General features: G+C 55.7%; 14 protein-coding genes. 1 reads left to right on the top strand and 13 read right to left on the bottom strand.

Annotation, left to right across the window (positions count from 1 at the left end; all coding sequences use genetic code 11):
- Nucleotides 1-21 precede the first annotated feature (21 nt).
- From K5Q35_RS07410 to K5Q35_RS07390, 5 genes are read right to left on the bottom strand one after another with little or no spacing between them, the layout of a single operon-like run.
- Nucleotides 22-735 (bottom strand): flagellar hook-basal body complex protein, encoded by a 714-nt coding sequence (locus tag K5Q35_RS07410; protein ID WP_013964115.1) that lies wholly within the window; start codon nucleotides 733-735, stop codon nucleotides 22-24.
- Between the two features lie 2 nt (nucleotides 736-737).
- A complete protein-coding gene (locus tag K5Q35_RS07405; RefSeq protein ID WP_011566604.1) occupies nucleotides 738-1,007 on the bottom strand; it encodes a flagellar biosynthetic protein FliQ in 270 nt (89 codons plus the stop codon).
- Between the two features lies 1 nt (nucleotide 1,008).
- Nucleotides 1,009-1,335: a flagellar hook-basal body complex protein FliE gene (fliE, locus tag K5Q35_RS07400; protein WP_013964114.1), complete on the bottom strand. Its 327-nt coding sequence runs from the start codon at nucleotides 1,333-1,335 to the stop codon at nucleotides 1,009-1,011.
- 53 nt (nucleotides 1,336-1,388) lie between these two features.
- Entirely contained in the window at nucleotides 1,389-1,778 is a 390-nt protein-coding gene (gene flgC / locus K5Q35_RS07395; protein WP_011566602.1) for a flagellar basal body rod protein FlgC, read from the bottom strand.
- Between the two features lie 13 nt (nucleotides 1,779-1,791).
- The gene (locus tag K5Q35_RS07390; protein WP_013964113.1) at nucleotides 1,792-2,190 is read right to left on the bottom strand and encodes a FlgB family protein; all 399 of its coding nucleotides are present in this window, start codon (nucleotides 2,188-2,190) and stop codon (nucleotides 1,792-1,794) included.
- Nucleotides 2,191-2,271: 81 nt separating this feature from the next.
- Here K5Q35_RS07390 and K5Q35_RS07385 point away from each other — a divergent pair, with 81 nt between their 5' ends.
- Nucleotides 2,272-3,621 carry a FliI/YscN family ATPase gene (locus K5Q35_RS07385; RefSeq protein WP_220799064.1) on the top strand — a complete coding sequence of 450 codons (1,350 nt, stop codon included), beginning with the start codon at nucleotides 2,272-2,274 and terminating at the stop codon, nucleotides 3,619-3,621.
- 570 nt (nucleotides 3,622-4,191) lie between these two features.
- Here the strand turns inward: K5Q35_RS07385 and K5Q35_RS07380 are convergent.
- From K5Q35_RS07380 to K5Q35_RS07345, 8 genes are all read right to left on the bottom strand, one after another.
- On the bottom strand, nucleotides 4,192-5,397 hold the full coding sequence (locus K5Q35_RS07380) for an acyl-CoA dehydrogenase family protein (protein ID WP_220799063.1): 1,206 nt from the start codon (nucleotides 5,395-5,397) through the stop codon (nucleotides 4,192-4,194).
- A 179-nt stretch (nucleotides 5,398-5,576) separates the two neighbouring features.
- Nucleotides 5,577-6,605 (bottom strand): AraC family transcriptional regulator, encoded by a 1,029-nt coding sequence (locus K5Q35_RS07375; RefSeq protein ID WP_220799062.1) that lies wholly within the window; start codon nucleotides 6,603-6,605, stop codon nucleotides 5,577-5,579.
- A gap of 212 nt (nucleotides 6,606-6,817) precedes the next feature.
- Entirely contained in the window at nucleotides 6,818-7,018 is a 201-nt protein-coding gene (locus K5Q35_RS07370) for a hypothetical protein (RefSeq protein ID WP_220799061.1), read from the bottom strand.
- A 163-nt stretch (nucleotides 7,019-7,181) separates the two neighbouring features.
- The gene (locus K5Q35_RS07365) at nucleotides 7,182-8,072 is read right to left on the bottom strand and encodes a helix-turn-helix domain-containing protein (protein WP_220799060.1); all 891 of its coding nucleotides are present in this window, start codon (nucleotides 8,070-8,072) and stop codon (nucleotides 7,182-7,184) included.
- Nucleotides 8,073-8,234: 162 nt separating this feature from the next.
- Nucleotides 8,235-9,227, bottom strand: a complete 993-nt coding sequence (locus K5Q35_RS07360; RefSeq protein WP_220799059.1) for a LacI family DNA-binding transcriptional regulator — start codon at nucleotides 9,225-9,227, stop codon at nucleotides 8,235-8,237.
- A 24-nt stretch (nucleotides 9,228-9,251) separates the two neighbouring features.
- On the bottom strand, nucleotides 9,252-10,229 hold the full coding sequence (locus K5Q35_RS07355) for an aldose 1-epimerase family protein (protein WP_220799058.1): 978 nt from the start codon (nucleotides 10,227-10,229) through the stop codon (nucleotides 9,252-9,254).
- A gap of 63 nt (nucleotides 10,230-10,292) precedes the next feature.
- Entirely contained in the window at nucleotides 10,293-11,480 is a 1,188-nt protein-coding gene (locus tag K5Q35_RS07350; protein WP_220799057.1) for a Gfo/Idh/MocA family protein, read from the bottom strand.
- A 4-nt stretch (nucleotides 11,481-11,484) separates the two neighbouring features.
- Nucleotides 11,485-12,540: a sugar phosphate isomerase/epimerase gene (locus K5Q35_RS07345; protein WP_220799056.1), complete on the bottom strand. Its 1,056-nt coding sequence runs from the start codon at nucleotides 12,538-12,540 to the stop codon at nucleotides 11,485-11,487.
- Nucleotides 12,541-12,742 lie beyond the last annotated feature (202 nt).

Below are 12,742 nucleotides of genomic sequence, written 5' to 3'. Positions count from 1 at the left end.
CCTAGTTTGATCGTTAAATTACTATTGTGATATTGTCCGCATGGCTTGTCGGACGCGTTCATCTTCAGCTTCCAGAAAACTTGCGCCAAGCTCATAAGCGCGTTGGACTTCAATCATACGGGTCAGCTGCAGGATCGGGTTTACATTGGAATTCTCAACAAAACTCTGAAGAATCCGGCCCTGCTCTGCTGGTTCGTACCCTTCATCGGCACGGAACATTACCCCATCTTCACGAAGGAGGCCTTGTGGGTTCAATGGCTGAACCAATCCCAATTGCCCAACGGGGTCGCCATTTGTTGAGATCGTTCCATCCGCAGAGACGGCTATATCTTCTGCACCGGGTGGAATAAACACAGGTGCACCACCAGCATCAAGAACGCGATATCCGTCTGGTGTAACCAAATCGCCGTCTGCGTTCGGTGAGAATGCCCCGGCACGCGTGAGGCGTTCGCCCAAAGGCGTCTCCACCAGAAAAAACCCATCGCCTTCAATTGCAAAATCAAACTGGCCACCTGTCTGTGTCAGCCCGCCTTGGGCAAAAGACGTATTCCGAGCATCTGCCTGGCCCATAGATAAGCTTGAAGCGCCGTCTACTGATTTTACGTATTCAGAAAAGATGACACCTTCCTGACGAAAGCCGGATGTCGCGGCGTTGGCAATATTGTTTGCAACAACGCGCATCTCTTTCGCGAGGCCCGACTGTCTTGTGATCGTGGTATATCCTGAGTTTTCCATCGTTAGCCTCCTACAATCAGTGGGATGATTTGCTCGTGAAAGAACGACACAAGAGTTTGTGTCATGAAGCCCATCGACATCCAGAACACGAGGACGATTGCCGCGAGTTTCGGCACGAAGGTAAGTGTCATCTCCTGAATGGAGGTAAGTGCTTGCACCAAGCCAATGGATACACCGGTGACCAAAGCTGCGGTCAACACTGGTATTGAGATCAATACCGCGATCCACAGGCCATGCCGTAAGGTATCAAAGAAGATGATTTGATCGGCCATTTTAAACCGGCATCCTCAAGATTTCCTGGTAGGCTTCGACGACTTTGTTACGCACCCGAACGGCCGCTTCTACAGCCAGTTCCGTTTGTGCGAGCGCCTGTACAAGCGCGTGTGGGTCAGCGTCACCCACCATCGATGACTTAGCGATTTCTTCGCTTTCGGCCAGTGTCGCCGCAAAATCCTTTGCAACGCGGCCCATGGTTTCTGATGCCGAACTTTCTTCTGGAAACGGCTCTGTCGCGGGTCGGGCCTGTTGATAGCTTTCTATCGCCGACGTCGCACGGGCGTTCGTAAAGTTCTGAATCGCTGAAACTGCTTTCATATCCATTCTGGATCTCCTTTTGTTCTACCTATCGCTTCGCTTGAGGCAGTCGTTACTTGTTACTTGCGCAGAAGCTCCATCAAGCTGCTGGACATTTTCCGTGTTTGTTCAAAGACTTTCAGATTAGCTTCATAGCTTCGCTGCGCTTCCCGCGCGTCGCTCAACTCGATTAACAGATCGACATTTGATCCATCGAAATATCCGCTTTCATCCGCCATCGGGTGGGACGGGTCATAGACCCTTTCCAGCGTGCTTTGGTCCAAACGCACGCGGCTGGTTTCAACCGTCGAAACGCCCTGTCCGCCGAATGCGGTTTCAAAAGATACCAGCTTGCGACGATATCCCGGCGTGTCAGCATTTGAAATATTCTCGGACAGATGACGCAGCCGCGTTGCTTGGGCTTTCAGGCCGCTGGTCGTTACGTCCAGAGATTTAGAGAATTCACTCATGATTTTGATCCCTCTAGCTTCTACTCAACGTGGCACGCAAAATGCTCAGTGACGATTTGTAGATTGCGAGTGCGCGGTCATGCTGTCGCTTTGCATCCAGCGACTTCAGCATTTCATTTTCAAGCGAGACAGTATTGCCGTTGGGCGAACCGACGCCATTCTCGTCGACAATCGGATCAGGTGTCTGGCCAGCGGCCGCACCGTGTATATGTGTTTGACGTGTTGCTTTTTGGGATCCCCATCCACCGTTGGACGGATCAAGCCGATATGCGTCAGAGAATGCGATCAGGTCTTTAGCCTTAAAATCAGGCGTATCTGAATTCGCAACATTCTGTGCCGTCACCGCCTGCTTTTGACCGGCATGAACGGCCATTGCGTGCGACATACGAAAGAGTTCTAATTTTTCAAACATCCGGGTTTCTCCCTCATGTGATTTCATCAAGGCTTAACTCTGATTCCTTTAGAAAGAGTGTGCAGAAAGCAAAGGAATGACATGAACCAGCCGATTCCCTTCGCCGGTCTCACTGCGCAGATCACTGAATTGAACCCTGTCCGGTCAATCGGTCGTGTCTGCCGCGTTGAGGCTGGGGTGATCCACATTGCCGGGCTTGCAGGAAAGGCAAGGATTGGGGATTTAGTCGTTGTATATCGACAAGGCGACCCCTTGTCGGGCGAGATCTTGCAACTCGATGGCGATACTCTTGTTATTCTGCCGGATCAGGATGCAGAGGGTGTCGCCCTCAATGACCGCGCGGCACTTCTGGAGGCGCGCGGTATCGCGCCATCAGAGGGTTGGATCGGTCGAATCATTGATCCCTTCGGCAATCCAATTGACGGAAAACCACTACTGCGCGGCGCACACGCGAGAAGCTTGCGAAGCGCCCCGCCCGAGCCTGCATTGCGCCGGTCGATGGGTGCGCGCCTTAACACGGGCATGTCCGTTCTGAACACCATGCTCCCGGTCGTAAAAGGTCAGCGTGTGGGACTGTTTGCAGGGTCAGGTGTGGGAAAGTCCAGTTTGTTGGGACATCTAGCACAAAATATGACAGCAGATGTTGTGGTTGTCGCATTGGTTGGGGAGCGCGGTCGCGAACTGCGCCATTTCGTGGAAGAGGTTCTAGGGTCGGAAGGGCTGAAACGTTCCGTCGTCGTTTGCGCAACATCAGATCAATCGCCACTCATCAGAAGACGGTGCGCTTGGGCCGCCATGTCCGTTGCTGAGCATTTCCGCGACATGGGGTTATCAGTTCTTATTCTGGCAGATTCGATTACGAGGTTTGCAGAAGCACATCGCGAAGTTGCTGTCGCATCGGGCGAAGCACCCGTTCTGCGTGGCTATCCCCCGTCCACCGCACATTTGATAATGTCGCTGTGTGAGCGCGCCGGACCCGGTGAAGGCTCACAAGGCGATATTACCGGAATTTTCAGCGTTTTGGTTGCAGGGTCGGATATGGAAGAGCCTATTGCGGACATCCTGCGTGGGGTTCTTGATGGCCATATCGTTTTAAACAGAGAAATTGCAGAACGAGGGAGATACCCGGCCATCGACGTGCTCAAGTCTATTTCGCGCAGTCTACCAGCTGCAGCAGATGACATAGAGAATGAATTGATCTCTATCGTCAGACGCTATTTGTCCGTTTACGAACAAAATGAGATGATGATCCGAGCCGGCCTTTATTCGCAGGGCTCCGATCCGGAAATCGATTCGGCAATTCAAGTTTGGTCAGAATTGGACGCGTTCTTCGCCAAACCGGAGAAACAAGACGTCACGAACAGCTTCTCGCAACTGGAACTCTTACTTAGACGCAACAAGATCCAAACCAGATCGAACATGGTACAATGATGCTTTAAAGGCAATTTCCTAGTCGTGAAATCAAAGGTGCGTCGATGTAACTGCACAATGACCCTTCTCGGCAAGCCGCCTCTTGATTTTAGGACAGTCTGGCCTTTGTCTCTTTCAAGCTGTGTTTCCGATGTAGGAGACCAAGAATGGGTAAGGGGTTTGCCATGGCGCAGTGTGCCTCGCAACGACCCTCAGTATAAACAGTCCACAAGCAGCCTCGGATCAGCGGTTTGGGCTTTGAACGCTAAGCAAGTGGGGGCAAACGCGTCCGTAAACTGACCCGATGGCCTGTCTGCATGAGAACGCTGAGAGCGAAAGCCATCGTAAGGAAGTCCGACGCCTTTAGGATGAGAGGGAAGATGTAAAAAGACGGTAGAATTCTCTGCAAGCTTTGCCCAGTGAGGTGTCCTTTCATCGAAACCTCACTGGGCATTTGATCGGTCAGGATGATCTATGTGGTTATGGCCGCGACCCAAAGAGACGTTCATCGCCCGTTAAGTACCGGACGCATTGAAGGTTTCGACCGGTCAGGAGCCTCTGTCAGGCTAACCGCTGTATACGCCGCATGCGTTATTGCGCGGCAATAGACGTAGCATTGTCATCAGCTTCGCCAAAACCCTTGGGCACAGGAAGGTCAGGCAAGCCAGCCGCACGCTTTTGCAAGGCGCGCCCTATGACCACGCGGCTGATTTCGGTTGTGCCGTCCACGATCCGCAGCATTTGCGCAAGGCGCGAGAGGCGATCCAATCCATAGGGTTGCAACAATCCCATGCCGCCAAGGACTTGTGTGCAGGTATTGGCGGCCTTCACGGCAGCATCCGGCACAAAGCGCTTTGCATGTGCGGCCATCAGCGGGCCCTCCGGTGTACCCAGAGCCTCGGCCGCCTTCCGGTAGAGCAACCTCGATACCTCAAGATCGGTCGCGACCTCGCCCAGCATCCACTGGATCCCATCCAGATCGAGGTTTTTACCGCCAAACATCTTACGGTTCTTGGAATATGACAGTGCAGTGTCGAGCGCTGCCTGCATCAACCCGCAGCAGCCTGACGCGATGGATACGCGCGCGATGTCGATGGCCATCAAGGATCCCTGCAAGCCCTGACCAATCGGCAGGATGATATTGTCCTCGCTGACCACAACCTTGTCGAGATACATCTCGGACATCGGCAGGTAGTTGTAAGACGGCGTTTCATAAGGCGTACCAAAACTGATTCCGGGGGCGTCTGCGGGAATGGCAATCATCGCCATATCCTTGTGGCCGGGTGCGTCACTGGTCTTGACGACGGTGAAATAGATGTCCGCTTCGGTTGCAAGGCTTACCCATGCTTTCGACCCACTGATCGTCCATGTACCATCGTCGTTTATGGTCGCACGGGTGTACATCTTCATCGGATCGGACCCGGATTGCGGTTCCGTAAGGGCAAAATTCGCTAACTTGCGGCCTGACGTCAGGTCACGCGCCCATTTTTCCTTGAACGCATCGGTGCCATACCCACAGCCTGCAAAGGTGCAGATGTTATGCATCGACAGAGCAAAGGCATAAGCGCCATCGCCGAGGCCCAGTTGTTCATAGACCTGTATCCCTTCGGACAGCGGCAGGCCCTGACCACCCCATGCCTCGGGGGCATAAAGACCCATCAGCCCAGCCGCACCCGCCTTGTCGGATGCATCGCGCGGCCACGCCTTTGCGGCGTTCCATGCATCGACATTCGGGGCGATGATCTGCATGGCATGATCATGGGCAGATGTGAGAATTTCTTGTAACTTGTCTGACATGTGATCGATCCTTATCGGAAGGGCGCATTGTCGTATTCTGCCGCGAAGAGTCTGCGGTCAGCAAGTACTAAACGGGGCATTGCGCAAGGGTGAGATGCTCTTTCATTGCTTCAATTAGAGATTTGGCAGAGCTTGCGCGATCTTCCAAGGTGACAGCATATTGTCCGAAAGTGACAAAATTATTCTTCAGCTGTGCGCCTGCGCCTATATTCACCCGGTCGGTTGCCGGTCCACCTTTGGAAAGCTTTGTGGAAATTGGCCGCTGAGGAAAACCCAACCTCATGAGCAACAGATTCGATGCTGTGCTGACCCGTTTGTAAGTGACGGATCGCAATGTCGCGGCGCAAGGCGTCCTTGATCACCTGAAACGACGTGCCATCTGCCTCAAGCTTGCGGATCAGGGTGCGCGGTGTCAGATGCAGGGCGCGCGCGGCCCCCGTCAGGTTCGCATTGTCCCAACCTGTCTGGCTGAGATAGCTGCGCACCCGCAAGGATTGGGTGTGCACTTGGGAGCGTGTAAAGATCCAGTCTCTGGGCGCATTCTCCAAAAAAAGGTCTAAATCGGCCGAGCTGCGCACCTGAACCGGCCCCAGAACGCGCAAATCGAATGTAATCGACGTTGTGGGCTGATTAAACCGCACGTGCGCGGGAAAGATCACGGCGTAGTCTTCATCGAAAGCGGGACGCGCAAAGGCGAAACCCACCGCCTTGACGGACACCTCGTGGCGCGCCAACCACGAAATCAGGCCATGCGCCAATTTCAGGATCAGCATATGGCCAAACCGTTGGGGTATGAGATCGGTGCGTGGCATGAGACGCAGGGCAGACATGTCGTCGGTTTCCGAAAACACCAATTCATAGTCATCCAACAAAAGGTTCCAGAATGTCGAAAATCGGTAAAGCGCCGAGGACAGAGAAGTCGCCTCGCGGACGGAAGTTAAAAGGTGCTGCAAGGCACGGTGCCGGATCGGGCGCGACCACAGACCCATCATCTCATCCCCGGTCTCGACAGCCGCCAATCGATAGAGGCAGACGATCTGATCAAGCGTCACCCTGCCATTTGGCACGTCCTCACCGGTTTGCAGATCGGAACGCTGCAAGAAGGAGGCAAAGTGATCCGCACTGCACAGAGGTCGCAACGCCGCCAGCCAGTCCGCAATGAACTGGCTGGAAACGGTCGATAACTGTGGCAGTTTCTCAATGGTCATCCCAAGCCCGTCGCTATCATCAAATGAGATGGCGAAAAACACTTTTAGTCACCCGCGAGGCCCCGCCCTAGACGGCCTTTACCGCGCCTTGTCCGTCTGGTTTCCTTGCAAAGGCTGCAATCGCACGGTGCGGGATGGCAGCAGTCTCGGAATGCACCAAGGCGAGGGGCTGTGTCAGATGACCCCCAATTGTTCGCTGCAAGATAGGTCCGTCAGCCAACCCAACCCGGGTTGTTCCGCCTACTGTCATAGGCGGGAATCGTGCCGGTCACGACACCCGCTGACAGAAAGGAGCCGTCATGCACTTCTGGCAGATAGCGCGTTCCGGGCAGGGTCGCACCTTCGTTGTCAAAGGGGACAGTGCAGGTTTTAACCTGCACAACAGCGGCGGCCGTCAAGGCGAAGTTTTTCATCTCAGTCCCTCCTGTGACAGCGTTTGGGCGTCTTGCCCGACGACACAGGAAATACAGCGCATCGTCCGCAATTCATTAAACCGGGCAGCTCGGTTTTTGTAGGATTCTGCTTTTCTTTCAGAGAGCACGAAATCAATTTGACGTGCAGATCACGCGCGGCTTTTTAATTACGCGCCGATAACGCACGATAGTGGCGCGGGGTCTGGCCTGTGATTTGCTTGAAGCTGCGCGAAAAATGCGCCTGATCCGCAAAACCGCAATCGAGCGCGATACTGCCCAGCGGGAGACTTGCGTCTTTCATCATCTCGACGGCTTGTTCGATCCGGTAGGCCAGAACATATTGCATCGGCGTCTGACCCAGCGTTTCCTTGAACACCCTGCCGAAGTGCGACGGCGACATGCCGACTTCACCAGCCAGATCATCAACCGAAATCGTACGGTCCAGATTGGCGCGGATAAACCCAAGCACCTGCCCGTAGTGATCCGATGTGAAGCGGGCAGACAGCGCCAACTCTTCGGGACGTTTCTGACCGTATCGTTGCAAAAGTTTGACCAGCAAGACGCGGCTCATGGCCTCAAACATCACACCGGAGGTCAAATCGTCGCTCTCAAGCGCGTCGCGCAGCATAACACCCGCAGCACATAGATCGGCATCACTGAACTGCGGGAGATCGGCAAACTGCTGTGTGTCCAGAATGATGCCCAACTCGCTCTGCGCGAACTTTTGTACCTTTGCAGGATCCAGCGTCACGACGATTACATCGGATTGACCGAACCAACGCCATCCCGATTTCATTCCCGCTGGCGTGACGATGATTTCGTCTTTGTAGAACGTGAAATCGCGCATTTCGCCGTCCCGCCTGTTCTGAACACGGTGCGGCGTATCGCACAGGTTCAACAGCACATGGTGTTCCGCAAAAACCTCTTCTGGCATGCTGTCAGGTTCGGCCTGAAAATAGCGGACGGACATCAAAGCTGCCGCCGAAACATGACGCATGGCATCACTGTTCAGCAGCGGCGAAGACGGATAGATTTCAGCGTATCGGCGGGGCATGCGCCGTTTTCTACCAGACCTGTGATCAAGAACACAAACCTGATCTATCAGGCGCGAATGGTCCCTCATTGGACAGAAGCGCGGTGTCGTTCTGTGGCCCGTGCGCTTCAATCCGCAAAAGCAGTGCACCTGCCAGCCGCCGCGTGTTCGGACCGTTTCAGCCTAGCGTCGCAGAAGAAGATCATAGGGAAGGATTGCGTCTTGGGGCCGCTTTCCATCGATCAGCATCGCCATGCCCTGAACGGCCTCTTCTGCGAAACGAATATGAGGTACGCTGACCGTGTTGAGCCACGGTGCCAGCCATTGGTTCAACGGATTATCGTCAAAGCCATATATCGCAGCATCACCCGGTATGGTCAGCCCTATCTCACGACAACGGCGGTAGGCACCGTAGGCTATCTGATCATTGCCACAAACGAGCGCATCGAAGTTGCCCTCATTGAACAAGCGGCGTGCGGCGTCATATCCGGATTCCATCGACAGCTCTGCTTCAACCATATCAGCGGGCTGCATCGGACGTCCACCAGCGGCGAAAGCTGACAGGAAACCTTCCAGCCGAACCCTGCTGGTGGCTGAACGTTGCGGGCCATGGATCAAACCGATGCGGTCGGGCTTTTCACGCAGCACGGCGCGCGCCACTTCGGTGGCTGCGGATCGATCATCGATGCCGACAAAGGGAATATCAGGCATGGAGTCGACACGCCGGTTGATGAACAAAACAGATGTATGTTTGGCCAACGCCGTCAATCCGGGACTATCGACCGCACATAGCAGAAAGACCCCTGCAACTTGCCTCGAGGTCACTTCGCGCAGGCACCTGTCTTGCAGCGCCGGATCTTCGTTCGAATTGAACAGCAGCATCGCGGCGCCCTGATCATTCAACCTGCGTTCGATCTCCCAGGCGACTGCGGAAAAGAAGTTGTTCTGTATCGAGGATATGATCATCGCATAGGTATCATTGGTCTGCCCACGCAATGCCTGTCCGACCCATGAGGGGCTGTAGTTCAGCTCAGCCGCCGCTTTTTCGACCTTAGCGCGGGTAGCCGCCGAGACGCCGCCCGTTCCTGCATTCATGGCACGGCTGACGCTGGCGATGGACACCCCGGCCGCGCGCGCCACATCCTTGATCGAAGCCTTGCCGCTGGGAGAGGTCATATCGTGCGCAGCCTTTCGTGTTTTTCAGGGCAGCACATCCTCTTGTGTGTCCTGAACAGAAATATGCAACCTATAGCCCCTCTCTTCACCGGCTGCCAGCAATGCCGTACTTTTATCTGAAAGATCCGTTTGTGGTTCGAGCCCAAGCGCATAGGTCCCGGACTGGAAAGCACGCCACAGCGCCGTGACGGGCAGGCTGGACGGATCATAGCGCAACGACAGATCGACACCCCCGCCCCTCAGTCCGATCTGACCATCCGGGGGTGACGGCGCAACATCGACATTCTCGACATGGTCATCTTTCGGGAGCGCGCCCATCTCCATCAGCTTGGCCAATTCCCAGTGCTCTCCGGTAAGGCGCGCGGTCTCGCAGAGAACCGGAAAGCCGACGTTCACATGATATAGAATACCATGGCGGGCAGGGCGAAATCCGCGGTTGGTGACGCGGTCCGTCAATATGATATCGCCCTGCTCAAGGGCAAAGCGATAGTCCCGCTGCAATTCGAGGTTTTCGCCAAAGACGGATGTCTGGCGGATCACCAGACGTATCACGATTTCGCCGGCCTGCCAGTCGATCTCTTTGGTAACAAGATCAGCGCGGGCGGTCGAAATGCGCCCATGCAAAGGGTGTACGTGAACATCGCGCGGCGGATAGCAAGCGTCGTCTGCGGACGTCTCGGCAGGCAGGCCGTGGTGGTCCAATCCGCATGTGACGATGAAACCATCAAATCCGCGCAGAAATCCAAGACCATGTTCGGCGTCCGTATTGGGCGAGGGATGCGGGGCCATGGCGGCAGAATGCCAGCTAACCTCGCGGCCTTTCCACGACAGGCGAAGAAGATCACCGCCGCGGTCAAGGGCGATATCGGCGGCAAGCCCGGCGGGCGTGCGCAGTTGCAGCAACCTGCCGCCGGTACCCGGACCATCCGCGACAGTCACAAGTTTCAGATCGGCAAGAGCGCGCCCATGTGCGGAACGACGCGTGATTTCGTTGATCTCCATGGCACCCTTTCGCGAATGCGACGCCGCGCCGCCGGGAGATCAGCGCGACGTCAAAGCGGCACGTCAGTCGACCGCCGCAACCTTTTGCCAGTTTGCCCCGTCTTTAGCCGAGCGTACACAGGCTTCGATGAAGGCAAGGCCCTTGGCCCCGTCGCGCACCGTGGGTACGTCCGTCGCCATCGGGTCAGGGTCACGCGCATCCTTGGTGGCCCAGATGACTTCAGCCGCGTTCGAATAGACGTTGCCGAAACCTTCGATATAACCCTCAGGGTGGCGGGGTGGCATTCGGGTTGCCGCATTGGCCACGTCCATCGCCCCCGGACCCCCGCGCGTTATGCAGCGGGTCGGTTCGCCAAATGGCGTATAGTAGAGGTTGTCGTTGTCCTCGCCGACCCATTCCAGCCCGCCCTTGGTACCATAGATTCCGATGGACAGACGGTTGTAGTTGCCCGGCGCCACCTGCGAGGTCCAGAGCGTCCCCGTGGCACCGCCCTTATAACGCAGCAGGACGTTCGCGTTGTCGTCCAACTGCCGACCCGGCACGTAAGAACGCATGTCGGCGCAGACCTCCTCCAGCTCCAATCCCGAGATGAAAGCTGCAAGGTTGAAGGCGTGCACACCGATGTCGCCGATGGATCCACCGGCCCCGGCCTGCGCGGGATCGGTGCGCCAAGCCGCCTGCTTCTGACCCTCGGCGTCCAGCGCGGTGGTCAGCCAGTCCTGAACGTAGGACGTGCGGATCACCTGAATGTCCCCAAGGGTTCCGTCCGCCACCATCTTGCGCGCCTGACGTACCAGCGGATAGCCGGTGTTGTTCTGGGTCAGCACGAACACTGCCCCGGACGCGTCCGCAGTTCTGACCAGATCGAGGGATTCTTCCAGTGTCACGGTCATCGGTTTGTCGCAGATGACGTGGATGCCCTTTTGCAGGAATGCCTTTGCGATGTCATAGTGCAAGTGGTTCGGTGTCACGATCGACACTACATCAATGCCATCTTTGCGGGCGACTTCCTTTTCCAGCATGTCCGTCCAGCTGTCATAGGTACGTTCGGGGTCAAGGCCCAGTTCAGCCCCCGACGCCCGCGCCCGCTCGGCATCTGCCGAAAGCGCACCCGCCACCAGCATGAATTTGTCGTCGAGCCGGGCCGCCATACGGTGCACCGCACCGATGAACGCGCCCTGCCCGCCGCCGACCATGCCCAGCCGCAGCCGCTTGGCCGCGCCTGAGGCTCCGAATGATTCAATCGCCATGGGCTTACTCCAGCCCGAGGATGGCGCGCACCCCGGAGGTGTCGCCCTTGCCACCGGCAAAATCGTCGAAGGTTTTATCGGTCACCCGGCGGATGTGATCGCGGATGAACTGAGCACCTTTGGGGGCCGCATCCTCTGGATGTTCGATGCAGTCTTCCCATTCATAGACCGCCCAGCCGTCAAAGTCATATTCGGTTAGTTTCGAAAAGATAGCTCCGAAATCGGTCTGGCCGTCCCCAAGACTGCGGTCGCGCGCTGCACGTTTCAGCCAGGGTTGATAGCCTGACAGGAAGCCCTGTTTGCCGGTCGGATTGAATTCGGAATCCTTGACGTGGAACATCTTGATCCGCTCATGGTAGAAATCGATGAACTGGACATAGTCGAGGCCCTGTTTCACGAAATGGCTGGCGTCATAGTTGATGTGGCAGCGGTTGTGGTTGCCGGTCTTTTCCAGAAACATCTCAAAGGTGATACCGTCGAACAGATCTTCTGTCGGGTGAATCTCGAAACACAAGTCGACGCCGCATTCTTCATACACATCCAGAATGGGTGTCCAGATTCGGGCCAGTTCGCTGAATGCCTCGTCGATCAGGGCACCATCACGCTGCGGAAAGGGATACCAGAACGGCCAGGCCAGCGCGCCGGAGAATGTCGCGTGTTCCGTCAGCCCCATGTTTTTGGAGGCATGTGCGCAAGCCTTTAGCTGGCCCACGGCCCATTCCTGCCGCGCTTTGCGATTGCCGCGCACTTCGGGCGGACACAAACCATCCATCCAAGTGTCATAAGCCGGGTGTACAGCGCAAAGCTGACCCTGAATGTGGCTGGCCGTGTCGCAAATGACGACGCCATTCTCCTTGGCGATGCCGACAAGCTCGTCCGCATAATCCTTGGAGTCCGCTGCTTTCTGCACGTCAATGAAACGCTGGTCCCACATCGGCAGCTGAATCGCTTCAAACCCCGAATCGGCACACCACTTCGAAATCGCAGGCAGGCTATTGAATGGCGCCTCATCCCCTGCAAATTGCCCCAGAAACAGACCCGGTCCTTTGATTGTTTTCACTTTTCTTCCTCCCGTTGAAGCGTTCCCCAGTTCCGAGAAACAACATTTAGTGTAAACGTTTTCTTTGATGAGTAGGCGAAATTGACGCCTGTCTGTCAAGATGATCTCTTAACCTCTCAACGATCAATTTGGTAAAATATTGAAAATAAACTATATTTTAGTATGTTATTTGTTCTGCCATCCCCAAAATTCTCGCACCTCA

This window comes from Roseobacter sp. OBYS 0001 (assembly GCF_019654895.1).
GTDB classification, from domain to species: Bacteria; Pseudomonadota; Alphaproteobacteria; order Rhodobacterales; family Rhodobacteraceae; genus Roseobacter; species Roseobacter litoralis.
The sequence above is the reverse complement of the archived record's forward strand: the minus strand, read 5'-3'. Positions and strand labels throughout refer to the sequence as shown.

Excerpts from the sequence above, each read along its gene's own strand:
- K5Q35_RS07410 (WP_013964115.1), bottom strand. The coding sequence starts at position 735 with ATGGAAAACTCAGGATATACCACGATCACAAGACAGTCGGGCCTCGCG.
- K5Q35_RS07405 (WP_011566604.1), bottom strand. The coding sequence starts at position 1,007 with ATGGCCGATCAAATCATCTTCTTTGATACCTTACGGCATGGCCTGTGG.
- fliE (WP_013964114.1), bottom strand. The coding sequence starts at position 1,335 with ATGGATATGAAAGCAGTTTCAGCGATTCAGAACTTTACGAACGCCCGT.
- flgC (WP_011566602.1), bottom strand. The coding sequence starts at position 1,778 with ATGAGTGAATTCTCTAAATCTCTGGACGTAACGACCAGCGGCCTGAAA.
- K5Q35_RS07390 (WP_013964113.1), bottom strand. The coding sequence starts at position 2,190 with ATGTTTGAAAAATTAGAACTCTTTCGTATGTCGCACGCAATGGCCGTT.
- K5Q35_RS07385 (WP_220799064.1), top strand. The coding sequence starts at position 2,272 with ATGAACCAGCCGATTCCCTTCGCCGGTCTCACTGCGCAGATCACTGAA.
- K5Q35_RS07380 (WP_220799063.1), bottom strand. The coding sequence starts at position 5,397 with ATGTCAGACAAGTTACAAGAAATTCTCACATCTGCCCATGATCATGCC.
- K5Q35_RS07375 (WP_220799062.1), bottom strand. The coding sequence starts at position 6,605 with ATGACCATTGAGAAACTGCCACAGTTATCGACCGTTTCCAGCCAGTTC.
- K5Q35_RS07370 (WP_220799061.1), bottom strand. The coding sequence starts at position 7,018 with ATGAAAAACTTCGCCTTGACGGCCGCCGCTGTTGTGCAGGTTAAAACC.
- K5Q35_RS07365 (WP_220799060.1), bottom strand. The coding sequence starts at position 8,072 with ATGCCCCGCCGATACGCTGAAATCTATCCGTCTTCGCCGCTGCTGAAC.
- K5Q35_RS07360 (WP_220799059.1), bottom strand. The coding sequence starts at position 9,227 with ATGACCTCTCCCAGCGGCAAGGCTTCGATCAAGGATGTGGCGCGCGCG.
- K5Q35_RS07355 (WP_220799058.1), bottom strand. The coding sequence starts at position 10,229 with ATGGAGATCAACGAAATCACGCGTCGTTCCGCACATGGGCGCGCTCTT.
- K5Q35_RS07350 (WP_220799057.1), bottom strand. The coding sequence starts at position 11,480 with ATGGCGATTGAATCATTCGGAGCCTCAGGCGCGGCCAAGCGGCTGCGG.